This is a genomic window from Natronococcus sp. A-GB7 (assembly GCF_029688865.1).
In the GTDB taxonomy this organism is placed as follows: Archaea; Halobacteriota; Halobacteria; order Halobacteriales; family Natrialbaceae; genus Natronococcus.
Genome location: NZ_JARUKV010000017.1, coordinates 69,767 through 95,289 on the forward strand (window position 1 = coordinate 69,767; position 25,523 = coordinate 95,289).

Sequence of the window (25,523 nt, forward strand, 5' to 3'; positions counted from 1 at the left end):
GACCACTCCCGGCAACGCACGTCCTATTCAGTAGCGTATCGTCACTGTCACACCTGGGGAACGGTCCTACGACTACGTCGGGACCATCGCCGCCGATCTGCTCGAGTGCCAATAGACGGCGATAGCGCTAATATAGTCGTTCGCTGAGTTTCTCGGGAGTACTACTCAGTTCCGTTGCCTTCGTAGCTGAGTTCGTTCCTGTTATACGTGGCTTCTCTGTGGACGGGGAGGATTGAATGACTGGTAGATAGTGGGGCTGAAAGACCGAGGAGTTGTTCTCTCGGTCCGGCCATCTGCGAAACGTGTGGGCCGCTTTCCCTGTCGGGCAGTCACCATAACAGCGAACGGAGTATTGAACGGTTGGGTTGTGTCTAACGGAACGTACCAGTTCGAGAACGACGCCCCGACCTCAAGGTCCCGTTGGCCCGCCGGACTGGTCACCGCTCGAGGACGACGTCGCCTGTTCCCCTTCCGGGGGCCGACGCGCCAATAGTTCCCCGGTATTTATCTCTCGATACGAGGGATATCCAGTTACCACGGGAGTTCAAGATGAATATACGTCACTATCTCTGGGGTATGTCGTCAGAGGAGCCGACGGTGCCGGTCTACGATCCGATTCTTGCGCTGTTGCCACTCATCAGCAGTCTCGCGGTGACGAGCTGGGTAGTGTCACAGCGGGTCGGCTACATCATGACGGGCGCGCTGTTGGTCACGGTTGCGGCGTATGGGGTGTTGATGCCCGACATCCGGCTGCAGTTCGACGCGGCGTTTCTCGTCCTGATCGGTGGGTACTGGCTCGGGTTGCTCGTCCACTACTACTACGCACCACACACCGAGTTGCTACAGTATCTTGTCGCCACGCCACTGGCGGTGGTCGCGGCCGTGGTCGTGCTGCCGGCGTTGATCGACGGCCGGCGCCAGACGTTCACGATGGGATTGACGCTCGTCGCCACCCTGGTCGCGCTGGTCGGGATCGGGATGGTCTGGCAGGAGCTCCAGACGAGCGAGACCCTCTACGACTCCGTCGGGAGCTCGGCCTTCGGAATCGACGGCGTTCGCACGTCCTCGATCTTCCACAATCCAAATGGGTTCGGCTTCGTCATGATGGTCGGCAGTCTCACGGCGTTGTACACGTTTCTGGCTCGGCGCGGCATAGTTTGGCTTAGTGCGCTCATGATCTGTTTGCTTGGCTTCGTCCTGAGCGAGGGAGATGCCGCCCTTGTCGGCTTTACCGCTGGTTCAGTGCTCGTCCTCTCGGGCTTCGACAGGCGGTTCGGCTTTCTCGGCATCGCGGTCGCCGCCCTCGGCGTCTACGTAGCGATCCGGCTCGGCCATGTCGGTAACGTGATGGAAACAACACTGTTGGGTAGTGGAAACCGCGTCGACCGGTGGGTCGCCTCGCTTGGGCGCCTCGCCGAGGATCCAATGCTCGGGATCGGCTTTGCCGACACCGCCGAGGAGATCGGCGAATCGAGGGGGCCACACAACTCCTATCTCTACCCCCTGCTGAACACAGGCATTATCGCCGGCAGCCTCTACCTCGGGGCGCTCGTCTACGCGCTGGGCCAGGGGATCCGCACACGCTGGACACCCTGGCGGGGGTTCGTCGTCGGGCTTACCGTCGCAATCTTCCTGTATATGGGGTTCGAGTCGCTGTTTCTCGGCGGGCTCAGCCCCTCCTCGATCATGTTGGGGCTCTGTCTCGGTCTCCTGTTGTACTCGTCCGAGGACAATGGTCCGGTCACCGATCTGCGATCGAAGTTCGTCATCCGATAGGCTCCTTTTTTGAGTCAGTTTCGACGGATGCCGTGACCGCTCGGGTCTTCGATGCTGCGCATCGTCAGCCGTAGTTCCCCATCCCTCTCCGAACGACGCGGGCACCTTGTCCGATCGAGGACATCCAAACCAGGAGCCGTGGCCCGCCCGAAACCCGTCGTAACGACAGGGTCGTCGAGCCCGATTCGCTCGAGGTCGCGACCGACAGCCGAACTGTGCCGATCGGCTCCCTAATCGTCCACTCGCCAGTCGAGACGACAGCTCCAATCAAAACATGTAGGAGAGACAGTTGTGATACTCGCGACCAGAGACGTGTCAGCATGTCTCAATCGGTTCCCTCATAGTGTCTCGAGTGTGGTGCCATGAACATCCACGTGGCGACAGTCTCGCCGAGCGACCACGCCGGGGTAAGGCGTGAGCGACGCGTGCGGCCTGTGAGGCCTGCGAGGAGTGCGTCGAGTGGTTGACTGAGCGTATCCCTGTCGATAACTGAACTGACGTGTACCGCCGTGTCGACTCGGCTGCGATCACTAAGGCATGCGGGATCGCATACGCAGTAGCGCCGCTGCCACCGATAGCGGCCGGCGCGTCATACGGTGAGCGAAAAAGCACACGAAACGTACTCTCCCTCGGTGGCCCAGTCCGGCCACTAAATCGTTGATTGATCGGTCTTCGAGGCCGATCTCGTCTACCGACACCGTTGGGTTGAGAGGACACGTCTGTTTTAGTCGGTAAAAACACCCGTTTCGCCGCCCAACGGTCACTGTCAGTGGCTGAAGCCGCCCCTGGCGCAGGGTGTGCCTCTTGGTCGATCCGCAGCCTGCGCTGAGGACGGCTCCGGTCGCGGTCGTCACCCCCGCTACAACTCATCGTGAAATTTAAGGGATCGAAGTCGAAAGATACGGATGGCGTGTGACGGATCGATCCAACGCGCGCTTCCTTCCACCATCCCATCGCTAAAACCACTGATCAAGAGTGTCGACTATCCGGCACCAATGTGTTCGAACAGACGATGTTTCGGCCGATCAGTCGCTGTGTCGCGTATCGGTCCGTGCTTTCCATGACCAACGGTTTCGGTTGATGATGAGACGCGAAGCGTCTCGAACCACTTGCCCTCGAGGCGGTTCACCGGTTCTCATCGACCCATCAGCAGCCGTGAGCAAAACTTCTAAGAAACACTCCAAGGCCTACGCTGTAGGATCTCCAGTTACCACGCCAGGAATCTGCACTCGCGTGGACCCCTAACACGTCTGCCGCGAAGGAGGGGCCGCTAGTTCGGGCGGTTAGTCGTCCTCGTCGTCTTCGAGGTCGTCGTCCTGCTTGCCCTCCCGGTCGTCGCCTTTGTCGTCCTTCCGATCGTCGTCTCGGTCGTATTCGTTCTTTTCGTCGGTCTCCTTGTCAGTTCGGTCCGTAGCGCTGACAGCCGCAGCGCCGCTAAGCGCCAGTGTCCCCGTTGCCGCCAACCTTCACGTAGGATCGCCTTCCAAGCCGGGACCCCTCAGCCCGTTTACCGTCTGATTTTTCTGCCATTGCAGTTCGTCACAAATTCCGGTTGTCTGTATTGTAGTGAGCCGTCTATCAACTACAAGCTCAGACTACTGAGAGGATAGGCGCTGCTTGTGGCTATTGGATCTGTCCGTGACACGGTCTGTGTTCGACCGCGTAACACGGACCGGCGCTCGAACCGTAAAAAAGGAACTGGATCGTACCTATGGGGATCCGATTTCGACGGGCAGTCTCGTCCCGCTCGACGTCGGTTCCAGTGAGCGACTCGGCGTCGTGACGTCTAGGGATGCAGTTGGCGACTCAATCCGAACTCCGACTGGCGTGTCCGGTGTACGTTAGTCGGTCTCATCGATGAGGGATCAACTTCGGGCAGGAGCCGCTGACGCGTAGAGTCGGGTCCCCAGTGCTCTGACTGGCGGTGTCGCCATCGCGAACGCCAGCGGGGCACACAGTCGAAACTGACTCAGCAGCTGACGGCTCGCCTCATAGCCATGGTAGACCGACCCGTCTCGAACGAGCACCAGTCCCTCTTTACGGTCTGCCAGGGCCGGCGGCGCGTCCGACTGCGAGACGAACTCCACCGAGTCGGTGACGTCGAGGTGGGCCAAGATGACGAGCGTCCGTACACAACCCGACCAGTGGTCGTCGTAGCCGACCCGAACCGACTCGTCGGCGGCCACCGCAACCCGCCGGTAGATGCCGTCCCAGGCAATAAACAGCGAGAGGACGAGGATCATGTCGATGAAGTACAGGCCAAGCGTGAGGATCACCGAGACGTGGAATCCGATTATTCCGATGATCGGAAGCGTCACCGAAAGCCCGAGGACTGCGGCGACGAACAGCGACACCTGAACCGCCGCGGTCCCGACGAAGCCGGCCCACGCGAGCCACTCGTGTTCGACGATCGGAGCGCCAAGCGCTCGGTCGATACCGGTCAGCTCGCCATAAAAGAGGATGTCCCGCTGGAGTTCGGCACCCGAGAGCCAGATCTCGAGCGGGCCGTTCAGTGCCTTCCCCCAAGCCGAACCGACGTAGATGATCGCGACTGCGAGCAGCCCCCACTTAAGCGCGCGCATCCGGTAGGTCCGGTCGGTCCCGTCGGTCAGGACGGCGTTCAGCTCTGCGAGCGAGCGCCCGCCCGTCCGGCGAACGCCGTCGACCGACAGCGGATCGTCCTCGGCGAACAGCGCGAACAGGAGGATCAGATACGCACAGACGAACAGCGATTCGACAGTCCCCGCGAGGTAGATCGTCGCCTTGACTGAGAGCATATGCATCAACAGGAGACTCGCGAGGCCACCGGTCCAGCGGGTCCGGTAGCCGACGATAAACAGCACCAATAGGGCTGCGACGACCCACTGCTGGTAGGGCAACAGCGTAAAGAAGAGCTCCTGGTGGAGAAAGCCGATCGTCTCGTCGACGTGGAACTCCGGCCACTCCCCGTAGGCCGCCCACTCGAGCGAGAGCACACGCCAGACCACCCAGATTCCCAACAGCACACGGACGACGGCGAGATTGAGCGGCGAGCCACGGACATCGTCGGCAACGTAGTTGACGAACGCGCTCATCGTCCCGCCTCGTGTTCGGTGACGGTTCCGTCGGTCGGATCGATCGTTACTCGAAGCCGCTCCTCGTTCGATTCGACCGCCGTGTTGTCGTCGCTGTAGACTACCGTGTGCTCGTAGATCCGGATCGCCTCGAACGCCTCGTACTCGCGGAGTTCGGCGGCGGTCCAGGCCTCGTCGTCGACGTACCGCGGCGGCTGGAGCCGGTCGGTCACCGATCGCTCGCCGGACTCGACCGCCTGACGGTGCTCCCTGGCGTTTGCGAGGTAGAACTCGCCCATCTCGAGGCGCTGGTCGTCGGTGTACCCTTCGGCTAGCTGTCCAGCGACCGTCGACGTTCGCGTCCCCGTCACCGGCGGCGTCGCGCGGTCGTCGACCCGGAGTTCGTTCCCCGCCGCGTCGACCATTCGGATCTCGTAGTAGGTCTCTTCCTCCTCGGACGGCTGGGCGAACTTGTGCATATCGACGACCGGCAGCAGCGGCATGCCGACCAGCGTGACCGCCAGCAGCGTCGCAAAGAACCCCGCGAGCCAGACCTCTCGGGCGTACTGCCGGCGAGCGACCGCCAGAATCCCGAGCGTGCCCAGAAAGAACAGTACGTACACCACCGGAAAGAGGAGTCGCGTTCCCTCGGACAAGACAGCTACCAAGGCGTCGTCACTCCCTTATCTTTTTATAACACGCCATATATGCTTTTGGGCTGCTATATTCACTGTATGAACAATTCGTCTTGAATTAGAAAAGAAGTTCCCGTTTTGAGCGCTGTCCGTCGGCGGACGAATGGAGGATGGGTGCTCTGTGAACGGACAGATACGTCGGAGACGCGTCGGTATTCTGCTCTCGATGACGGTCCAATCAACAGAGGTGCCGGCAAGAAGCAGTGGAGAGACGAGTTGGTCTGTGTGGGTTCTGGGTCAGTAGCCGCGCAGTCGAACTCACTCGGTTCCCAGAAACGCTTTCCACTGGTCGAGTTCGTCATCCGAGAACGTCCCCTGTTCGTTCATTTCGAGCAGGAAGGGCTCCATCTCCTCGAACGAGATGTCCGCAAAGAACTCCTCTTTGTCCAGCTGCCCGGTTTTGATGTATTCGGCCTCGGCTTTCGAGACGAGTCCCTTCATTCGGAGAACTGCGGTCAGGCGATTGATCTGCTCTACCGCCTCGGACGCCTCCTGTTGTTGCTCGAGATACTCCATCGTCTCTCCGAACCGGTCGGTGGAGTCGCCGTCGTCCTCCAGGATTTCGACGCCAGTATCGTCGCCTCGAGACTCGCTCTCGTTGGCCATACCCAGGGTTTCGCGTACACCTTGAAAAATCTTCGTTAGCTGAATTGAGGGCGATAAGCCCCTTCTTCAGCGGGCGGAGCGAGCAGAGAGGGAATACACCGCCCGCACGATGTTCTTATATTCTATCCGGTATCTTTACTGTCTCCTCGATACTGCTGGGACTGTTCCCCCGAACTGTTTCTCTCCACCTCGGAAATGCTACGCTCTTGAGCGAGAGTACAGAACCGGTAGGTACCGTTGTTTCGGATCGAGACGGGAGAACGGAAAATCCTAAGGAAAGTACCGACCAACGCCGTTCGATTCGATTTCAACATCTACTTCAACAAGCTTTAATTGAATACTCTATGATATCATTATACTAAATGCTGCGTGATTGTGATTACCGGCGTATCGCAGCCCTCGGGACGGTGGTGATTGCGGTTATTACAGGGTTTGTAGCGTCCGTTCTTACAATACCGGGGCCGGTCACGGAACAGATCATTCCCCCGGTTGCGCTCATCGGTGGTTTTGTTGGCGTTGCGCTCATCCCGCTGTATACCTCCCAACCCCGGTCAACGCCAGCAGTGCTCAGACAGACCGGCCAACAGGTCGGACTCGCCTGTCTCGTGCTCATCGGCTTTGCAGCCGTGGGCGTCCCCGGTGTACCGCCAGTGGCGACCGCCCTTGCAACTGGTGGCCTCCTCGTTGTTGCCCTGCCGGTCTGGTATCATGTCTGTCGGCGTCGGACTCGGTCCCATCGTATTCTTGTCGTCGGCGACGAGCCGCGGTTGCTCGAGTCGGCGACCCGATCGGTACCGACGACACCGATCGGGTTTCTCTCGCCGGTATTGTCCGACCGACCAATCGAAATAACGTTTTCAGCTCAGTCGGAGTCTCCGTCGTCGGCCGACGACGAGTCGGCCGTCGTAACCGACGGGGGAAGGCTCGATGTCGATCGGCAAGTCCCGGATCGCCGTATCGAGCGCCTCGGTGATCCCGCCCAGCTGAAGCGCGTCCTCCGGACCCATGACGTTGATACTGTCGCGCTCGCGTTTTCGGCGGCCGACCGCGAAACGTGTTTCAGCGCGCTCCGTACGTGCCGTGACCATGGTGTGGAGGTCCTTGCTCACGAGTCGCTGTCGACGCGGGTCCCCAGTGACGAGCGAGTCGGCGACTCGCTGGTGCGCGTCGATCTCGCCCCGTGGCCGTGGTACAGCCGGGCGATCAAGCGGGTGTTCGACGTCACGTTCGCAGCGGTTGGCCTCGTTGTATTGTCACCGCTGATCCTGGGCATCGCGGTGGCGATCAAACTCGATTCTCCGGGGCCAATCTTGTACAAACAAACCCGAACGTCTCTGTTTGGCGAGACGTTCTCGCTCGTGAAGTTTCGGAGCATGGGAACGAACGCAGAAGCCGACGGTGTTCAGCTGAGCCGAGAGGACGCCGGCGAGACCGACCCTCGGGTAACAAAGGTCGGCCACTGGCTTCGGAAGACACACCTCGACGAAATCCCACAGCTGTTCTCGATTCTCTCCGGTGCAATGAGCGTCGTCGGCCCGCGGCCTGAGCGGCCCGCGATCGATCACGAACTCATGGCCGATGGCCTCGAGTGGCCGAAACGCTGGTTCGTCAAGCCGGGGCTGACCGGACTCGCCCAGATCAACGACGTCACCGGGTTCGAACCCGAGACGAAGCTCGAGTACGACCTCGAGTACATACGACGGCGGTCACTCTGGTTCGATATCAAACTCGTCTGCCTGCAGCTCTGGCTGGTCGTCACGGATCTAATACCGCTTACGCTACAGTACCGGCGTACCAACGAGGACCCCGAGCGGCACCGATGATGGCACAGCGAGTCGATCCACCCCGACGGCCAACACTCGATCAACACCCGCTGCCGGTACAATCACTAATAGAGAGCCGATGATCTTTTCACAGGCTCGGATGAATTTAGATCTGGTCCAGTTCCGACGCCTACCGTTGACCGATAGAGCAAGTGAGACGGAATCAATGACAGACGAGCCAGCCACGACAGACCAGCAGATGCGAATCCTTCGGGTCGCACAGACCACATACCCGGATGTGAAAGGCGGCGGTGCCTACCACGTCCACGCGCTGAGTCGGGACCAAGCAGCGATGGGACACGACGTCACGGTGCTGACGATCCGTCGCGACCCCGATATGCCACACGTCGAAGAGCGCGATGGGTACACCGTCGTCCGGTACGACCCGTCAGTGACGCTGCTCGGGAACGAGATCTCAGCCGGTGTCGCTCGATATCTGAAAAACGCTGCCGGGTTCGACGTCGTCCATGCCCACTCACATCTGTACTTTTCGACGAACCTGGCGGCACTGAAACGGTGGCTCGGAGACGTTCCACTCGCCATCACTAATCACGGTCTCTACTCCCAGACTGCCCCGGAACGAGTGTTCGAGTGGTATCTGAAGACGATCGGGCGGTGGACGTTCAACCAGGCGGACACCGTCTTCTGCTATACGGACGTCGATAAACGGCGGCTCCGCGAGTTCGGCGTCCAGACGGAGATCACGGTCGCCGCGAACGGCATCGACACCGAGCGCTTTACCCCGGAGGGGCCGACGAGCGAGCTGATCGACGCGGACGGGCCGGTAGTGTTGTTCGTCGGCCGACTGGTCGATGGCAAACGGCCACAGGACGTCCTCGATGCCGTTACGGCCGTTCGTGAGGACTACCCCGAGCTGACGGTGTACTTCTGTGGCGAGGGGCCGTTGCGCGACGAACTCGAGCAGCGGGCGGGTGAGGCGGTCGGCGACAGCGTTGCCTTTCTCGGCCATGTCCCGTACGACGAGATGCCCCGGATCTATCGCTCGGCGGACGTGCTCGTCCTGCCGAGTCGCGCCGAAGGCGTCCCGCGAACGGTCCTCGAAGCGATGGCGTCCGGAACGCGCGTCGTCTGTTCGGACCTCGAGCAGGTCGCCTCGGTTGTCGGAGACGGTGGCGCTGTGGTGCCTGTCGGCGATGTCCCAGGGTTCGCTGCCGAAATCCGGGCACAACTCTCACACCCAATGCGAGGGGATGGCGGCGTCACACCGAACTACGACTGGCGGACGACTGTTGCTGCTGTTACGGAGACACTCCAGCAACTTACCCAGTCCTGACATCCCCCCGCGATAACGGAGGCGCCGTTCGTCGTTCGTGGTCCTCTCTCGTCGGGTCAGGGCTGACAGCTCCCATCGACACCGTCGAACGCAACTATGGCTGCCAAGATACGATGATTCAGGCCAGGGTAGTCGTCAGCGCCTCATAGAGCTCGGCCGTGCTCCGTTCGAGATCCGCGTTCGTTTCGTTTCGAACGCGAACGATGTCGATCGTCGGCTCGTCAGCGGCCGCAGCGACGATCGCCTTCTCGACTTTGGCTTTACACTCGAAAGCGTCGGCGATCGTTCCATCCGCGTCGGTCGGCGAAATGCGGCTCTCATCGGTCGCCCGTGCCGCGAGCCGGTTGCGCGCCGTCTCCGGTGTGATCTCGACGACGACGATGTGGGCGGACCCTGCCCGTGCCAGGGCGTTTACGGCCCGTGCAGACAGCTCCGTGAGATGGTCGTAGTCAGCACGCAGTGCAACTGACCATACGGCCTGGCAGAGCCCCTGATCGAGAAGTCGGACGCCGCCGCCCCGGTGGGCATCGACCACGCCATGTACGAACAACCAGTTGAACAGCAGCTTTCCCGTCGTGGAGTGTGTCGGTTGAGCCGTCGTTGCAAGCAGCCGTCCGCTCGAAAACGCCCGGTCCGGCCGACGGACGGTCGTCGACGCAGCGTAGCCCATCTTCGCGAGATACCGTCGAATGCGCGACCTGTCGTGGACCAGCGTGTAGGTCGGCTCGGCGACCGAGTACCCGTCGGCCGCGAGTCGTTGTCCGACGTGGTGGGCGACCGTGGACTTGCCAGCGCCTGGGACGCCGAAGAACTCCACGATCGCCCCCTTCGCATCGGTCGATGGGCTGATGTGTCCCTCCCTGTCCCGGGCGGGTTCCGAACTCATAGGTGTGAGTGTCCGTCGACGAGGTCTCTGTACAGTCTGCGGTACTCCACGGCGGTTTTCTCGAGGGGAAACCGAGTCCGTGCCCGCTCGAACGCCCGATCAGCGAGGGCTGTTGCACGCTCGGTATCCTCGAGCAGGTCGTGTAGTTGTCCTGCAAACGCCTCAGGACGGCACGGGTTCGCGAAGGCGCCGGCGTCGCCGACGACCTCATAGAAGACGTCAATCTCACTGACCACGACGGGAACGCGACAGGCCATCGCCTCGACTACCGCCATGCAGAACCCCTCCGAGAGCGACGGTTGCACGTAAAGATCGCTCGCCGCGAGCAGTTGATAGACCGCATCTCGATCGATGAATCCCGTGAACTCGACAGAATCACGAATCCCGAGTGATTGGGCGAGCGACTCGAGGTCGCTACGCAAGGGGCCGTCCCCGACCAACGTCAGCCGGATATCGTCGTCGCTGGTGGCGACCGACGCAAACGCCCGGAGGAGCAGCGACTGATTTTTGGTCTCGCTGAAGCGACCAACGCACGTGAGACGCGTCCCAGCGATCTCGTAGGGGTTGTCCGACGTGGTGATGGCCTGGTCGATTCGACCGATGTCGATCCCGTTGTAGATCACATCGAGTCGGTCCCGGGTAAGAAGGCGTTCGACCGAGTACAGCGAACGGAGCGTCTGCTCCGAGTTTGCGACGATCCGATCCGCTCTCGGAAGCGTTGGCAGGTTTACTAACACCTGCGGAAGCGAGTAATGGTCCTTGTGGTCGGCGTGCTCGGTGTCAACGATCGCTTTTCCGCGCGGCGTCAACAATCGCGCCAGCGAGCCAACGAAGTTGTGGTGCGTGTGAAGGACGTCGTACTCTCCGGTCGTCAACACCCGGCGCAGGTGTCGAATCGCGGCCGGATCGGCGCGCGAATCCGCCCCTAACGGAATCAGCCCGACGTTCGTGTCGGCGGCGAGCGCGGCCTCCGCAGGGGAGGAGTCGTAGTACGAGACGACGGTAACGTCGATATCGTTGGCGAGTGCAATTCGCTCCGAGAGCTCATATGAGAAGGTCGTATCTCGAATATGGCTTAGTACGGCAAAGACGCGGGTCATCCTGTTTATTTCACTTTCGTTTCGTAGTGTAAAACTATCGTTCTCGTGAATTCACATCGCGTCGTACTCGAGTTGTGTGACAATCTCCTCCCTAGTGACCTGCTCGGTACCGAACAGCAGTCGCAGCGACCGCGTTAACGAGATTGCCGCATCAGCGACGGCTGGATGCGTGTAGGCGAGTGCCAGCAGGATCGCTCTGCGTTTCGTCGGTTCCGCGTCGAGAGCTCGTTTCAGGGACTGCCTGGCGGACCGTAACTCGCCGGTCCCCAAGTATGCCCGCCCCGCGCGTTCGTCTATCGACGCCTTCGCGGCGCCGAGATACCCGCGCTCGTGGATCAGTTTTTCGTGTTTTTTGAGCACGGCGGCGTAATCGCGCTCGATTGCCGCCGGCGAGCTGGACATACTCTCGTGTGCGGTTCGAAAACAGAGATGGTCGGGGACGGCCGCGACGTGCCACTCCTGACATAGCCTGAGATAGAGATCCCAGTCCTGTTTCGTGGGGAGTGTCTCGTCGAAGCCACCGACCTGATCGAGCGCCTCCCGTCGAACCAGGACACGGGACGGCGATCCGATGAGATTCTTCCGGAGGATGGCATCCGAGAGGTCCCCGCTTGGCGCACTCGATTCGACATGAACCGGATCGCCGTCTGGTGACACTGAGACACAGAGACAGGTCGCGAGCCCGCTCTCAGGCGCGGCCTCAAGCGCTGCGACTTGGTCGGCGAGTTTCGTTTCTGCCCATCGGTCATCGTCGTCCAGAAATGCGATGTACTCGCCATCGGCGGCCGCTATGCCGGTGTTTCTCGCTGCCGATAACCCCTTGTTCGTCTCGTGTTCGATACAGGTGACGACCGATGGAAACTCGTCGACGGTCTCGCTGGCGTACGAACTCGACGACCCGTCATCGACGACGATCACTTCTAACTCATCGTGTGTCTGGTCGAGCACTGTCCGAACCGCACCCGCGAGAAAAGACGGCCGGTTGTACGTCGGAATGACCACACTGACTGCTGTCATATCCAGGAGAGTCACGCTCACCGTCTTTAGCCTACCGTTTCAGGTAGCGGACTCAAACGCACAAGACGAGACCGGCACGAACCGGCAGATGTTTCTATCGATCAGCAATTGTCAGCACATATGGAGCCGCGAAGGAATGTCTGGGGTCGGCGACCGTCCGCTGATCAGTTATGATCGACCGGGATCTCCTCCGGTTGAACGCACGAGACACGATCTGTGAGCTGTTCACACCGGATTCGGTTTTCCCGCCTGTGACGATCTGTGACGTGTCGCCAACCGAAATCGCGACGTACGTCGAGTACGACGTGTTCACCAAGTACGGCTACGCAGGCCGTATCGAACCGGGCGAGTGGGACCTCCGTGCCGCCCCGCTCTCGTCGAGTCCCAAGTACCGGCTCATACGCGACTATCAGACGGGAGTGATCGATAGCAGTGACCTGACGTACCAGCGACTGCGGACGGCCGGCTACCCCGAAAGCGAGGCGGCGTTTTACACTGAGTACGGCTACGGCACCTATCTCGACACACTGTTCGACTCAGTGAAGCGAAACGGGATCGAGAACGATCACACGGGGGCCGGATCGCAGACCCAACCGGTCGACAGATATGATCAGATCGCGGTCAATATCGGCCGTAACGGAGCGGTGATCTTCAACTCGTGTGGGTTCCATCGGCTCGCAACGGCCAAGCTCCTGGCGGTAGAGACGGTCCCCGTGCGACTAAACGTGATTCACGAGGACTGGTGGGAGCGGGGCCAAGGGATCAAGACACAGCTCTTAGAACATCCGTCATTGTCGTACGTGGATCGGTTACGGCCCGCCTGGATCGATGTCGTCCGCTAACCGTAACCGGCCGGTAGCAATAGACACCCACCAGAGAGTCGACTGGCAGTGCTGAAGACGGGGCTCAGATCGGAGCCAACGACTGTAGCTGTTGTTTCTCGATCAGGCCGACCGACACGGTTGCAACAAGCCAGACCAAGCTGCCGAGGGCGACGACTGCGAACAGCGAGAGGAAACCGTCGATCGCAGGCGCAAAGGGCAACACGGCAAGCACCATGACGCCGGTCACGGCGGTAATCTTCACACAGCGCGTGCCGATCGCCCACCAGTCGAGACGGAGTTCGAGATGCATGAGATACACGTTCAGTGCAACGTACACCGCGTAGGTTCCGGCCGTCGAAATCGCGGCTCCGGCGATTCCGATCGTCGGGATTAACAGTAGGTTCAGACCCAAATTGGCAACTGCCGTCACTCCTTTCGCGTACGCGCGGTGTTTTGCGCGACCAAGGTAGTCCAGCCCACCGCTCGTGATATATGAAATCGCCTGGACGACGAGGTAGATCGTCAGTAGCTGCAGGACGATCGTCCCGCCGGTGTACTCCGGCCCGAACAGGAGTCGCAACGTGGGCTCCGCAACGATCACCAGTCCGACGGCGGCCGGCACGTAGAACAGAAGCGTGCTCGTGAGCGCCTCACCGTACAGCCGGGAGGCGGTCTCAAGATTATCGCGGTGGAGTTGCTCGCTATATCTGGGCGAGATTGCAAACCCAAGCGAGTTCGCTGGAACCTTCAGAAACGTCATGATCTGCTTTGCGACGACGTAGTAGCTCACTGCGAGTGGTGTCAGGAACGCCCCGATCAGCAGAACATCGACGCGCTTCATGAGCGTACTGCTGTTCTCCGTGAGCGTGATCGGAAGCGCATATTCGACGATTCGACGGCGAAGCCCGGGCTCGATACGACCCCGCTCGGCGGTGGTGTAGAGATAGTAGACGGCACCAACCGTCAGAGCGGCCGCGACGAACGAACTGACCACATAGCCGACCAGGGCCCCGATCGCACCCAGCCCGGCCAGAACGAGCCCGATCGCGACGAGTGGGCGGACGACCGCTTCGACGAGGGCGATGGAGGCTGCCCATTCGATCTTTTTGAACCCCTGGCAGATGCTCCGCCCCGAGTTGAACACCCCGTGGGTGATGACGTAGAGTCCCCCAACCAGCAACAGGGGTTCGATCCCCGGCTCTCCAAGCAGGACTGCAACCTGTTCACGGGCGAGGACGAGTCCGACGGTGACGAGAGAAAGCGTCCCTACGAGGACAAGGCCAACGGTCTCGATGATGTGGGGAATCTGGCCGGACGTCGTCTCCTCGTGTTCGGTGATATAGCGGGCCGCGGACTTTCCGAGCCCGAGCTTGCCGGCGACCGTGACGATGGCGAACAGCGAGATCGAGAGATACAACAGACCATATGCGTCTGGGGAGAGCAGCCGGGCCAGGACCACAACGAGGAGTCCGTTGGAGAGGTTTTTGAGGACCTGTGAGAGGAAGTCGGCTTTCAGTCCAGCGGCGATTTTTTCACTGAGTGCCATTGGAGTTGTGTTCTGGGCGGTCGGCTATTGTTTCGGGCCTGTACTGTTCGGTCTCCGTGAACGAACCGAATCGGGGAGCGGGACATCGCTGTCGGCACTGCACAGCAGCGATACTCCGACAAACGTCGCTAGAAGCCACGATTCCGTCGACAGACCACCCAATGTGAACGATTCTGTCAGCATCTGAAACACCAGTAGTACCAGCATCGAAAAGACGAACTCGTCCCACGGCGATCCGGTCCGTGCCTTGCGTAAGGCAGTACCCACCGAGCCGAGAATCGCTAGGATGTAGACGCCGCCGACGAGATATCCCAGGTTCAACACGATTGCGACGAACGAGTTGTGGGTTTGGAGTTCGTGATCAAAGCCAGCGCCGACGAGGGGAGTTTCGGCGGCATGCGAAAGCGCGGCCTGCCAGAACTCGAGGCGCTCGCTGCCGCCTCGCTCGATAAGGAGTGTCAGATATGACAGTCCGGTCTCTGTCAGGAAGAAGCCGACGGCCGCGATCGTACTGAGTACCGCAAACCCGACACCGAGAGCGGGCGATCTGAGCACGAAGAGAGTGACCGTGGCTGCCAGAAACGCTGCCAGCGCCATTGTGGCATCCGTGAGCACGAGTCCGATGAATACCACCACGAACGCCACACCCCAGATCGGACGCCGCGTTTCGAGAACGCCCCAAAGGGCACTGAGACTCGCCACGGCGGTAACGAACCCGAGGGCGTTCGGATTGGCATAGATCGAGGCGATCCGGTACCCGGGTAGCCCGAAAACGTTGTTCCCGGTCCAGGGGAAACTCGCGCTGGTGGTGTGTTCCAAGACGAGAAGGACAATCCCGAGTACGGTGAGTGCTCCTACAGCACTAACAAGCCCACGTAGAAACGACCGCGGGGCCGTCCTGACAACAGGAGCGACGAGGAAAAAGAGGGTGACGACTACAATCGGAGTGAGGACGATGTACGGGACGATCGAGACGCTTCCGGTAAGAACGAACTGGAGTACCAGACCGATCCAATAGGCCCCGAACAGCCCGAGCACGGGCGTGGCCCAGCGGGACACACCCACCCGTCCACGACTCGCTATCGAAATAACTCCTAGATAGCAAATAGGGAGCACCATCCCCGCCGATATGAGATAACCAATCGTTGGCTCGAGCAACCAGGTCGTCGGTGCAAGTCCCGCAAACACGATTGCAACGCCGATGTAGACTGCAGATCGCTCTGCCGTACTCATGAGTGGTGAATACGAACCGGTGTCGTTCTGCTGTGAGTCCATGAGCCGTGGAGAGTGGAGGCTTCCGGTCCGCTGTTCCCGTTCACGGTGATGACCGAGTGCTGCCCGTTGCAAGGAGCCATGGCGGTCACGACGCGTTAGCTGGTCCTCGTTCGGTCGGTCGCTCCTCAGCGGCGGTCGATAGCGAACGAACACGCCATCCTCTGTAGGGCGCCCTAAGACTACCGCCTAAGACGAAAACTTGTGGCCCGGCCCGGTCTGGATAAGGCGGGGAACATCCCTTCGCAATACTACAACTCACTGTTGTCGTCGGGAACGGCAGAAAGATATCAGCGGCAAGCAGAGGGAAGACGACTGGCTTCATTTACCGATAGCTGGCTATTCAGTTGCAAAAGGATTTTCATATCGCATCCATGTGACGCCGGCCACGCCACACAACGGAGACCCCGCTGACAGCCGCTACGATGTCCATCGGAGTGGCATTACTGACAATAGCAGTCGAAAGAACAGCTCTGCCCCCGCATCCGCCCGATTGGGCAGCCGCAGACGACATCGTTGTTTTCCTCGGCCATCGCACCTTACGGGAAGATGTCGAACAGTTACCGTACAGCGGGCGTGTTCGTGTTGCCGAGTCGTCCTGAGGGCGTACTACGGGCTCGAGGCAACAGCATCGGAGACCTAAGTCGTCTGCACGGGTCTCGAACAAGCCGTCATCGTTGGCGAACTCGATATACTGTGTCTCATCGGCGATATCGCTGCTATCGCTGACGGGACCCGGACTCAGCTCTCTGTCACGCTGGCTACGACCGGCGAGTGTGAATCCTATGATTGGCAGCAGACGGTTCGTTCGGTCACAGAACACCTGCACCGAATTGCTAACCCGTAACTAGGGAACGTCATTTGTCCTCTCTCTTTCCGCAGTTTGGGAAGTGTCGGGAGAGACCGTTGGCAGTTCGCGCCGTTTATACACGTAAGCAACGACGATTCCGAGCCCACCGAGTGGGACAAGGACCCCGAGTTCGTACCGCCCGGGATGCCTGAGTTTGCGTTTTTTCGCATCGAAGTAGACCACTGCTGATGCCGGAATTTGCAGTAGGAAAACAACAGCAAGAACGAGGTAGATGAGTGGGTCCATTTCCAGATAGCTGGCCACTCAAGTGTAAAAGGATGTCCATTTCGATAACTCACTGAGAGAGAATGTCTTGCAACACACCACACGCCCGAGTGACCCGCCGCAGCAGCCAGCAGTGATCGCGGTCCAGTCAGTGTCGACAGAGTGGACGGCTCCATGCGCTGTCAGAAATATCAATCTATGGCACGCGCCGGTTTCCACCGCCTTCGATCGTCCGGACTCACGATCTATCAGCGTATCTTCGTTTCACAACAGATTATCACTCCTACTGTAGGCTCTTGCAATTGCTTCAACGTACGAGAGGTGTATACTACCGATCCGAAGTGAGACAATTTAGATATACTGGTCAAGTATTAATACGATAGAAATTAGAGAAAAAGGGTATGAACGAGGTGATCCCCCCGCAGTGTCCAGAATGTGGCTCTACGGATCTCGAACTCTCACGTGTGTCACCGAGTGAACACAGTCGAGGCGACGAGTGGGTTACACACGCAGCATGCGAACACTGTGACCAGTACACAGAGTGGTTTGACTGATAGCCGTGGTCGATCGGTGGCCGCCCTCACTCGGGTGGTGGGTTTTGTGATGGGACCCTGTCTCCAGTTGAGGACATCGATCGTTCGTTCGACTCTCTTTCTTGCTCAAGAAAGGAGAGTTCGCGCTGTGGGAACGGAATCGTAACCCCCTCCGCTGCGAACCGGTCATAGATGCGCCGGTTGAGCTGATCGATTGCTCGTTTTTCAGTGAGCGGATGAGCGACGTATACCTGCACCTCGAACAGGAGTGCAGAATCGCCGAACTCGGTAAACAGGACGCGTGGCCGTGGCGAGTCCCGAACCATCGGCGCGTCCTCACAGACCTCGCTGGCGATCCGTTCGACGGTCTCGTAGTCGGTTCCGTACGCAACGGACACAGGAACGTCGAGGCGGATATGTCGCTGTGGTGCCGACTGGTTGACCACTTGGGTCGAGTTCAACACCGCGTTTGGGACGGTTACCATCGTGTTATCGGGAGTCAGCACGCTCGTCGATCGAATTCCGATATTCGTAACGGTACCCCGCATGTCGTCTTCGAGTAAGACGACGTCGCCGGGATGATACGTGTGGTCGAACGAGAGCGAGATCCCGCCGATCAGGTTTCTGATGGCGTCCTGAGCGGCAAAGCCGATAACCACACCGAGAACTCCAGCAGAGGCCAGAAACGGCGTTACTTGTACGTTCCACACCCCAATGACGAACAACACTCCAATGACAACAACCGTGATCGTCCAGAAGTTCTGGACGATCGGTGCGAACTCGTAGCGCTGTTCGCGCTCGTTTGCGACCTCGAGCCACTGTTCTCCGACCCGGATCGCAGCGCGCGCCCACACCACAGCCAGCGCCGTCAACACCATGTTGCTGAGGAGTGATCGCGACGTGATAAGGCCGAACGCCTGGAGTGCAAGGGAGACGCCGACAAACAGAACCGAGAGCGAGAGCGGCGTATAACTCTCCTTTGCGATCACCCGCCGCAGCGATGTGGACTCGTTGGTCGCCGACCGGCGAAGATACCAGCGACCACCCCAGTGGATGAGCCGCGACAACAGATACGTCGTCAGCAGAACCAACGAGAGCACCAGCCACTCCCACTCGGGTAATACCACTGTCATCGACCCACGACTGAAGTCGTGGGCTTGTCCGTGGACTCCCGGTCTGCCGACGAAACGTCGTAGGCGGTGTAATCGCCGTTCCCGTTCAGCGTCCCGGACTTGAGGGCGAGATGACCGTCGCCCAACCCAGAGGGACGTTTGCCCTCTGGTAAAGTTAGCAGTTTCAGACCGATGTTCTTCGAGGCGTTGTAGTCGCCATCGACCGAGTACTCACAGTCGTTACACTCGAACCAGCCAGTCTTGCTGTCGCGGTTCGTGCTTGACTGATGTCCGCACTTCGAGCAGGTCTGACTCGTAAACGCGGGCGGTATCTGTTCAACGCGAATACCGTACTCGCTGGCCTTGTACGCGAGCATTTCTTGGAGTTCTCGGAACGCCCAGTTGTGCATCTGACGCTTCACTTGGTCGTTCCGATTATCCATTCGCTCGCGGATATGGGTCAAACGTTCGACGGCGATGTATGAGCAGTCGTGGGCGTCGGCTTCCTCCACGATGCGTCGAGAAATCGTGTGCAGGTGATTCAGCACGAAGCGGTTTTCTCGCCCCGACAGTCGCCGGAGTACCTGCTTGGCGGAGCGGGTGCCTTTGTGCTGAAGGCTTCGACGCACGCGGAAGTAGTGGTTCTGTCCCCACAACAGTTCGCCACCATCGTAGAACGAACCCGTGCTGGTCACGGCAACGTTCTTGAGGTTCAAGTCCACGCCCAGTACCTTATCACTGTCCCGTTCTTCGACTTCTTTCTTGATAACGATGTGGAGGTAGAACGCTTCTTCGTCTTCGCGGTAGTGGAGCGTTCCCATCCGTTTCTCGTAGTCGTCATCATCGAGGTAGGACTTCTGGTAGTCACCGAGAACGTAGTCCACGGCGACTCGCCCGTTGATGGTCGAAAGCGTGGCAGACCTGTCCTTGATGGTCAACGTCCGTTTGTCGTAGACAGCGGATGGTTCGTTGAATCGTGGGAGTGGTCGGCTGTTGCCCTTCTTCCAGTCTGCGACAGTACTTTTCATCGCTTCGACGGATTTTGAGTAGGCGCGAACGCAGAGGTTCGCGGGCAGGTCTGTCTCGTCCCGTAGGTCGTGGTACACTTTGTCGTGTATGGTGGACTTGTTGAGTATGAGATAGCCGTCGTCGTTCCTGCCATGTCGGACGGTGTAGTTGCAGGCGTGGTTGAACTGCTCGATAGTCTGATGGAGGTCATCCTGTCGGCCTTCTGGAACCGAGAGTTTGACCGGAATAGTTCGTTTAACCTCCATCTGTAACTTCACATACGAAGTAGTGCTTTATAAGTCCCGCAGCTGGCGTGGGGGAGTCGGGTTGCTATCGCTCGTAGGCTGATTCGTGGCTTGTCGGATTCCTCCCACGGCTCAAGCCGTGGGCTTCCTCCTTGCATTCCTGTGGACCGAGCATTCGAACCGTCTCACTGAGTGTGTCGACCAGTAGACTGCTGTTCACTCTATCTGTATATGAATTAACTGGAAAAATCATAGCGGTAGTCAGTTGGGTAGAGAGCAAACAGCTACGGGATCACACGGCGCTGGCTGCCGCTGGTGTCCTTATTCGACTGTGACGCTCTTTGCGAGGTTGCGTGGTTTGTCGATCGAGCGCTCCAGGCGGTTTGCGATCCAGTACGACGCCAACTGGAGCTGGATGTTGGCCAGAATCGGCGTCAGATGGGGATGGGTGGAGGGCACCTCGAGGACGTGATCGACCGAGTGACGAACCCGATCGGGGACGTCGGTGACCGCGATGACGGGGGCACCCCGGGCCTGGACCTCCCTGACGTTGCCCAGGGTCTTCTCCAGGCGCGAGCCCGCGGTCAACAGTGCGAACACCGGTGTTCGTTCGGTCACCAGCGCTAACGGCCCGTGTTTGAGCTCGCCGGCAGCGAACCCCTCGGCGTGTTTGTACGTGATCTCCTTCATCTTCAGTGCGCCCTCGAGCGCGACCGGAGCGGTGTACTCCCGGCCGATAAAGAAGTAGGCGTCGGCGTCGACGTATGCGTCGGCGATTGCCCGCGCCTGGGAATCGTCGAGGACAGTCTGGATCTGGGCGGGCAGCTCGGCCAGGGCATCAAGCAACGCCGGGTCGGGGGTATCGACCAGCGTGCTGGTAACTAGGGCCAACGCGACCTGCTGACTCGCGAACGTCTTCGTCGCCGCAACACCGATCTCGGGGCCGGCCCGGATGTAACAGACGTGATCGCACTCACGGGCAGCCGAACTCCCAACGGTATTGGTCAGTGCAAGCGTCACCGCGCCGGCGCTGTTCGCCTCCCGAAGCGCCCGCATCGTGTCGGCGGTCTCGCCGCTCTGGGTGACACCGATGACGAGTGTCTCGCCGCCGACCGGGACGGTCTCTGCACGGTACTCGCTGGCGAGAAACGCTTGGGCCGGCACGTCGTGTTCGCGCAGCAGCCGTGCTCCGTAGCGGGCGGCGTGATACGAGGTCCCGCAGGCGACGAGCTGGATCCGGCTAGGTGCCTTGAGGTCGGCCAACTCCTCGAGGGTGAGGCGACCCGCGGCGGCGTCGACCCGGCCCCGCAGGCAGTTCCGGATCGCACGGGGCTGTTCGTGGATCTCCTTTTTCATGTAGTGGTCGTAGCCACCCTTGCCGGCGTCCTCGGGCTCCCAGGCGACTTCATTGACCGTCGGCACCACGACGCTCCCCGACGCGTCGGTGACGGTGACGCTGTCGGGCGTCAGCGTCGCGAACTCGCCGTCCTCGAGGTAGATCACGCGGTCGGTGTACTCGATGAACGCGGGGACGTCACTCGCGAGGTAGTTCCCCTCGTCGCTGAGGCCGACGACCAGCGGCGACTCGTGGCGTGCCGCGTAGATGGTGTCGGTATCCTCAAACACCGCCGCGACGGCGTAACTCCCCTCGAGGCGGTCGACAACCTGACGAAACGCCGTCTGGCGGTCCGCGCCCGCTGCGAGACGTTCCTCGATCAGGTGGGGGATGACCTCTGTGTCGGTCTCGCTGGTGAGGGCGTGGCCACGCGCGGCGAGCTCGTCGCGCAGCGTCTGGTAGTTTTCGATGATCCCGTTGTGGACGACCGCAACGCGGCCCTCGCAGTCGGTGTGGGGATGGGCGTTCTCGTCGGAGGGCGGTCCGTGGGTGCTCCAGCGGGTATGGCCGAGACCGGCCACCCCGTCGAGTCCCTCCGCGGTGAGGGCCGACTCGAGCGTCGCGACGTCGCCCTCGCGTTTGGTGACGGCTATCGGGTCCGCCGCGAGGGCGACGCCCGCCGAGTCGTACCCCCGGTACTCCAACCCGTAGAGTCCCGTCAGGAGGACCTCACGCGTGTTTCCCTCCCCGGTGTAGCCGATAATCCCACACATTAGCTCTCCCTCTCCGGATTAATTAGCTTCCCACTTATGATAAGATGTAGGTCACAAATAGTCTGCACACTCGACATACTATTACCAACGGAGGTGTTCCTGTTTATTTATTTCGGTCAGTGCTGGGTGAAGTATCTCCGTCGGCAAAGGCGAACGAACGGGAGTCGGGTGGAGCGGTGTGTCCCGGTGACGAAACAGGACCCCGATCGGATTCGGTCTCGTTGCACTGAATCGTGGGCGTTTCGGGCGCCAGCGGCTCCTCGGTCGGTCGCGGGCATCCTCCCCTAGAGCTGTCGTTTTAATGCGTGGGCAAGACTGTCTCGAGACTCGACAGCGTACTAGCTGGCGAGAATCGGTCGACGATAGCTCGCCCGTCGACTGACAACTGGTCGACGGCAGTCATCTCTTTTCTAGACGAGTTTCAATAGCACCCGACTAAAATAACACGAGAGATGCGACGGCTCGCCTCTCGGCTGTTCTCTGGGCTGCGTAGATCACGAACCGAAGGAACGACCGAGACGAAGTCATCGCAGCAGACGAGCTTGATCGAGGAGATCATCCGAGAGCAGTTCGGGTTTGCTCGGATCGAGGAACAGCCTTACACTCGTCCGACCCATGCGGTCGCCGACGTCAAACGACTCAAGCGTGAGAGACGTCACGATGAAGCGGAGGAACTACTTCTGTGGTGTATCGATTTTGTGGAGGCGGAAGCGGAGGGCAAGGGGTACGACAAGCCGCCACACAGCTACTATCGGCATCTGGCGATCACCTACCGGAAGGATCTCCGATACGACGACGAAATCGAGCTTCTCGAGCGGTATCTGCGAGTCTGTGAGACCCTCGGCGACGAGCCGTCGACAGTGATGCTTGAGCGCCTCGACCGGGCCACGAACTGGCCGTCGACTAAACCGCAAACCGAAAACGGGCGGTAGGCCGCAGGAGCTGTTGGGTGGGCCTGTGATGGTACCGCCGGAACCCATCCTGTGACTGTACGCCGAACACCCGGTCGCGCCGCTCGATCCGGACGACGCCCGACAGCTGCCTGGGAGGCCCGTAGACGGGCCCCTTCGAAACGGACGCCGATCGGAACGATCCGCTGTGATGGTGGGCTTCGGTTCGGTGGCGTTCGGGTGATCGACAGGTGGCTGCGAGCCCAGTTCAGGGACCACGGTAGGTATCGACGCCGTGGTCGCCGTGAGGGTCCCTTGGTGGACACTCGAGTCGTACGTCGGTGACGAACTCCTGTGTAACGATCTGCCAACTCCCGTCCTGGCGCTTCTTTTGGGTGCGAAGCCATCTCTCACCCTTCTGTGGTTCGAAAACATATCGCTGACTACAGGTATCTTCGGGAGACCATTCGATAATAATTGTCTCGTTCATTCTACCTTCTCCTTCTATTGAATCTATATCTCCGAGCACAGTTATTATTTTGGTTACCACTGTCTATAGAATTGATAGCCATGAGGTTAATTCTGCCACCAGCCATATGCAACTATTACGTCTGAGGGATAAAATAAGTATTGGAAAGGAGGAGTGCCTATCTAACCCTCATCCTCAGTCCGGTCCGTTCGTTCGCCGGTGGGCCCACCATCGTCCTCGGTATCCGGTTCCCCCTCGGCACCGACGGGTGTGGCTGGGAACTCGGCGTTTGGTCTCTCGTCCGCCGACTCTGAATCGCCCCCCCAGAGGTACGCAGCTCCCATCCAGAGCAGCCCGACGATCATAATCGCGATACCGAGCGCTGCCAGTCGCGGTTGCTCGATCATGGCGGCTGGCAGGAATCGCAGTGGGGGTGGTCGTCGTCGCACAGGGTTCGCTTCGAAAGTGGGTGCAAGCTGTGACTGCACTATCATCGAAGCGACATATAGCCGTTACTATCCGCGACGCGCGGCCGGCTCCTCGCCGCCGGACCACGCCGTAGCTCCCAGCCGTTTCACCGTCGGCTGTGGGTGGAACACGGGCCAGTCGGCGGTCGGCTCCCCACGCCCAGCGACACGGATCGTCGCCGGGAGCGCGCCATCCCAGTCACTTCGTTTCAGCAGTTTCGAGGCGGAGCCCCCGGCCTCAAGTCGTGCGGCCCGTGAGGAGAGAGCGAGGGCTTCCGACCAGTCGGAAGCGCGAAGCGAGTAGGCCGGGGAGGACAGCGCGGAACAGAGTTCCGCGGGCCGTGCGAGCGGGCAAAGCCCGCGCGCAGAAGCCGACACTCCGCGACACAAATGATGGGACTGTAGCTGTCCGACTCCCAAATCAATAAGCACCGTCGAAGCAACATCTGAACTATGGAGGTCAGGCGTACCGCACCGGTCAAACTCGTTGTTCCCAAGGAGTCCCGTGACGCCCTCCACGAAACCGCTGAGCAATTCCTGTACTGTGCGAACGAGGCGAGCGACTACTGTTGGGACAGCACCGACTACGAAGACTGCGTAACCTCCAACGTGGAAGCCAGAAACGCCTTGTATGACCGTCTCCGCGAGGAAACAGACCTTACGGCAAACCTTGTGCAAGAAGCCATCCGGCGTGCCGTCCACGCCGTCGATAGTGGTGTTGACCGCTGGAAAAAGGGCAAACGGACGAACAAACCAGAATTCACCTCGTGGAGTATGGTCTACGACAAGCGGAGTGCGACATTCTACCGGAACAAATCTCACTCTCCACAGTGAACGGACGCATCGAATGTGACTTTGAGTTGCCAGCAGACAGTCCAACGCCATACGAAGAGTACGTGCTGTCCCAAGACTACGAGTTTCGGACGAGTACACTCCAGTACGACCAAGCAACCAACGAGTTCTATTTCCACGTCAAAACGCGGAAGGTAGACAAAAAGGGTGACACTGTTGAAATCGAGGTTTCGGACGATACCGGGCACCAGACAGTCCTCAGTATCGACCTCGGTGTGAACAGTCTCGCCGTCGCCAGCACGGGCACGTTCTGGAGCGGTGACGAGTACGACCACTGGATACAGGAGTTTGAAAAACGCCGAGCAGAGATGCAACAGCGTGGTACCCAAACTGCTCACAACGCCTTACTTCGGCTTGGAAAGCGTGAGAGAGCATGGCGGAAACAGTACATCCACACGATCGCCAACGAGATCGTTGAGGAAGCGATTGACCACGACTGTGACGTGATCGTGTTTGAGGATTTGACCGATATTCGTGAGCGACTGACACACGCTAACTGGCATCATGTGTGGGCGTTCCGCCGTCTTGTCGAGTACGTTGAGTACAAAGCGCCAGAACGAGGTGTAGTGGTTGAACAGGTTGAGCCAGACCACACGAGCCAGCGGTGTTCGCACACCGACTGTGGCTTTACCCACGAAGACAACCGCGACGGCGAGCAGTTCCGGTGTTTGAAATGTGGGTACGAAATCAATGCGGACTACAACGGCGCGAAAAACGTCGGACTGCGGTATACGCGGAAACGACAGCACAGACTGCGTTCCTCGCCCACGTCGGGGAGCGCAGACGCACCAGTAGACGTGCGTATAACTGGTGGGACGTTGAACGGCAACGGCTATCGGCCAACCGCCGAGAGTTGACCGCTGGGAGTCCA

General features: G+C 59.9%; 20 protein-coding genes and 1 pseudogene. 6 read left to right on the forward strand and 15 right to left on the reverse strand.

Annotated elements, in window-relative coordinates; genetic code table 11:
* Positions 1 to 576: 576 nt before the first annotated feature.
* A complete protein-coding gene (locus tag QA609_RS15740; protein ID WP_278303554.1) occupies positions 577 to 1,776 on the forward strand; it encodes an O-antigen ligase family protein in 1,200 nt (399 codons plus the stop codon).
* Positions 1,777 to 3,059: 1,283 nt separating this feature from the next.
* Here QA609_RS15740 and QA609_RS15745 read toward each other — a convergent pair.
* The 5 genes from QA609_RS15745 to QA609_RS15765 form a co-directional block, all read right to left on the reverse strand.
* On the reverse strand, positions 3,060 to 3,239 hold the full coding sequence (locus QA609_RS15745; RefSeq protein ID WP_278303555.1) for a hypothetical protein: 180 nt from the start codon (positions 3,237 to 3,239) through the stop codon (positions 3,060 to 3,062).
* A gap of 402 nt (positions 3,240 to 3,641) precedes the next feature.
* Positions 3,642 to 4,850 (reverse strand): DUF393 domain-containing protein, encoded by a 1,209-nt coding sequence (locus tag QA609_RS15750; protein ID WP_278303556.1) that lies wholly within the window; start codon positions 4,848 to 4,850, stop codon positions 3,642 to 3,644.
* Complete coding sequence (locus QA609_RS15755; protein WP_278303557.1) at positions 4,847 to 5,485, reverse strand: hypothetical protein; 639 nt, start codon at positions 5,483 to 5,485, stop codon at positions 4,847 to 4,849. Before QA609_RS15755 ends, QA609_RS15750 begins: the two co-directional genes overlap by 4 nt.
* 297 nt (positions 5,486 to 5,782) lie before the next feature.
* Positions 5,783 to 6,130: a hypothetical protein gene (locus QA609_RS15760; protein WP_278303558.1), complete on the reverse strand. Its 348-nt coding sequence runs from the start codon at positions 6,128 to 6,130 to the stop codon at positions 5,783 to 5,785.
* A gap of 857 nt (positions 6,131 to 6,987) precedes the next feature.
* Positions 6,988 to 7,218: a hypothetical protein gene (locus QA609_RS15765; RefSeq protein WP_278303559.1), complete on the reverse strand. Its 231-nt coding sequence runs from the start codon at positions 7,216 to 7,218 to the stop codon at positions 6,988 to 6,990.
* Between the two features lie 3 nt (positions 7,219 to 7,221).
* Between QA609_RS15765 and QA609_RS15770 the strand changes: the two genes are divergently transcribed.
* Positions 7,222 to 7,953, forward strand: coding sequence for a sugar transferase (locus QA609_RS15770; RefSeq protein WP_278303560.1), 732 nt, complete (start codon positions 7,222 to 7,224; stop codon positions 7,951 to 7,953).
* 199 nt (positions 7,954 to 8,152) lie between these two features.
* Positions 8,153 to 9,247, forward strand: a complete 1,095-nt coding sequence (locus QA609_RS15775; protein ID WP_278303585.1) for a glycosyltransferase family 4 protein — start codon at positions 8,153 to 8,155, stop codon at positions 9,245 to 9,247.
* Positions 9,248 to 9,365: 118 nt separating this feature from the next.
* Here QA609_RS15775 and QA609_RS15780 read toward each other — a convergent pair whose 3' ends face one another.
* The 3 genes from QA609_RS15780 to QA609_RS15790 are packed head-to-tail and all read right to left on the reverse strand — an operon-like array spanning position 9,366 to position 12,271.
* On the reverse strand, positions 9,366 to 10,133 hold the full coding sequence (locus tag QA609_RS15780; protein ID WP_278303561.1) for an AAA family ATPase: 768 nt from the start codon (positions 10,131 to 10,133) through the stop codon (positions 9,366 to 9,368).
* Positions 10,130 to 11,233: a glycosyltransferase family 4 protein gene (locus QA609_RS15785; protein WP_278303562.1), complete on the reverse strand. Its 1,104-nt coding sequence runs from the start codon at positions 11,231 to 11,233 to the stop codon at positions 10,130 to 10,132. Before QA609_RS15785 ends, QA609_RS15780 begins: the two co-directional genes overlap by 4 nt.
* A 51-nt stretch (positions 11,234 to 11,284) precedes the next feature.
* Positions 11,285 to 12,271 (reverse strand): glycosyltransferase family A protein, encoded by a 987-nt coding sequence (locus QA609_RS15790; protein WP_278303563.1) that lies wholly within the window; start codon positions 12,269 to 12,271, stop codon positions 11,285 to 11,287.
* Between the two features lie 245 nt (positions 12,272 to 12,516).
* Here QA609_RS15790 and QA609_RS15795 point away from each other — a divergent pair, with 245 nt between their 5' ends.
* Entirely contained in the window at positions 12,517 to 13,092 is a 576-nt protein-coding gene (locus tag QA609_RS15795) for a hypothetical protein (protein ID WP_278303564.1), read from the forward strand.
* 64 nt (positions 13,093 to 13,156) lie between these two features.
* Here QA609_RS15795 and QA609_RS15800 read toward each other — a convergent pair whose 3' ends face one another.
* The 6 genes from QA609_RS15800 to glmS form a co-directional block, all read right to left on the reverse strand.
* Positions 13,157 to 14,620, reverse strand: coding sequence for a flippase (locus QA609_RS15800; protein ID WP_278303565.1), 1,464 nt, complete (start codon positions 14,618 to 14,620; stop codon positions 13,157 to 13,159).
* A 24-nt stretch (positions 14,621 to 14,644) separates the two neighbouring features.
* Entirely contained in the window at positions 14,645 to 15,679 is a 1,035-nt protein-coding gene (locus QA609_RS15805; RefSeq protein WP_278303566.1) for an O-antigen ligase family protein, read from the reverse strand.
* Positions 15,680 to 16,739: 1,060 nt separating this feature from the next.
* Entirely contained in the window at positions 16,740 to 16,988 is a 249-nt protein-coding gene (locus tag QA609_RS15810; RefSeq protein ID WP_278303567.1) for a hypothetical protein, read from the reverse strand.
* Positions 16,989 to 17,547: 559 nt separating this feature from the next.
* On the reverse strand, positions 17,548 to 18,633 hold the full coding sequence (locus QA609_RS15815; protein WP_278303568.1) for a mechanosensitive ion channel family protein: 1,086 nt from the start codon (positions 18,631 to 18,633) through the stop codon (positions 17,548 to 17,550).
* Positions 18,630 to 19,886 (reverse strand): transposase, encoded by a 1,257-nt coding sequence (locus tag QA609_RS15820; RefSeq protein ID WP_278303569.1) that lies wholly within the window; start codon positions 19,884 to 19,886, stop codon positions 18,630 to 18,632. The genes QA609_RS15815 and QA609_RS15820 overlap by 4 nt, the downstream gene beginning before the upstream one ends.
* A 300-nt stretch (positions 19,887 to 20,186) precedes the next feature.
* A complete protein-coding gene (gene glmS / locus QA609_RS15825) occupies positions 20,187 to 21,974 on the reverse strand; it encodes a glutamine--fructose-6-phosphate transaminase (isomerizing) (protein ID WP_278303570.1) in 1,788 nt (595 codons plus the stop codon).
* 698 nt (positions 21,975 to 22,672) lie between these two features.
* Here glmS and QA609_RS15830 point away from each other — a divergent pair.
* On the forward strand, positions 22,673 to 22,906 hold the full coding sequence (locus QA609_RS15830) for a hypothetical protein (RefSeq protein WP_278303572.1): 234 nt from the start codon (positions 22,673 to 22,675) through the stop codon (positions 22,904 to 22,906).
* 609 nt (positions 22,907 to 23,515) lie between these two features.
* On the opposite strand, the gene QA609_RS15835 is transcribed toward QA609_RS15830, so the two are convergent.
* Positions 23,516 to 23,740: a hypothetical protein gene (locus tag QA609_RS15835; protein WP_278303573.1), complete on the reverse strand. Its 225-nt coding sequence runs from the start codon at positions 23,738 to 23,740 to the stop codon at positions 23,516 to 23,518.
* Between the two features lie 513 nt (positions 23,741 to 24,253).
* Here QA609_RS15835 and QA609_RS15840 point away from each other — a divergent pair.
* Positions 24,254 to 25,509, forward strand: a pseudogene (locus QA609_RS15840) (transposase).
* Positions 25,510 to 25,523: the final 14 nt, after the last annotated feature.

What these genes read in the sequence shown, in the direction of transcription:
- QA609_RS15740 (WP_278303554.1), top strand. Translation starts at nt 577, where the DNA reads ATGTCGTCAGAGGAGCCGACGGTGCCGGTCTACGATCCGATTCTTGCG.
- QA609_RS15750 (WP_278303556.1), bottom strand. Translation starts at nt 4,850, where the DNA reads ATGAGCGCGTTCGTCAACTACGTTGCCGACGATGTCCGTGGCTCGCCG.
- QA609_RS15760 (WP_278303558.1), bottom strand. Translation starts at nt 6,130, where the DNA reads ATGGCCAACGAGAGCGAGTCTCGAGGCGACGATACTGGCGTCGAAATC.
- QA609_RS15765 (WP_278303559.1), bottom strand. Translation starts at nt 7,218, where the DNA reads ATGGTCACGGCACGTACGGAGCGCGCTGAAACACGTTTCGCGGTCGGC.
- QA609_RS15775 (WP_278303585.1), top strand. Translation starts at nt 8,153, where the DNA reads ATGCGAATCCTTCGGGTCGCACAGACCACATACCCGGATGTGAAAGGC.
- QA609_RS15780 (WP_278303561.1), bottom strand. Translation starts at nt 10,133, where the DNA reads ATGAGTTCGGAACCCGCCCGGGACAGGGAGGGACACATCAGCCCATCG.
- QA609_RS15785 (WP_278303562.1), bottom strand. Translation starts at nt 11,233, where the DNA reads ATGACCCGCGTCTTTGCCGTACTAAGCCATATTCGAGATACGACCTTC.
- QA609_RS15800 (WP_278303565.1), bottom strand. Translation starts at nt 14,620, where the DNA reads ATGGCACTCAGTGAAAAAATCGCCGCTGGACTGAAAGCCGACTTCCTC.
- QA609_RS15810 (WP_278303567.1), bottom strand. Translation starts at nt 16,988, where the DNA reads ATGGACCCACTCATCTACCTCGTTCTTGCTGTTGTTTTCCTACTGCAA.
- QA609_RS15815 (WP_278303568.1), bottom strand. Translation starts at nt 18,633, where the DNA reads ATGACAGTGGTATTACCCGAGTGGGAGTGGCTGGTGCTCTCGTTGGTT.
- QA609_RS15820 (WP_278303569.1), bottom strand. Translation starts at nt 19,886, where the DNA reads ATGGAGGTTAAACGAACTATTCCGGTCAAACTCTCGGTTCCAGAAGGC.
- glmS (WP_278303570.1), bottom strand. Translation starts at nt 21,974, where the DNA reads ATGTGTGGGATTATCGGCTACACCGGGGAGGGAAACACGCGTGAGGTC.
- QA609_RS15835 (WP_278303573.1), bottom strand. Translation starts at nt 23,740, where the DNA reads ATGATCGAGCAACCGCGACTGGCAGCGCTCGGTATCGCGATTATGATC.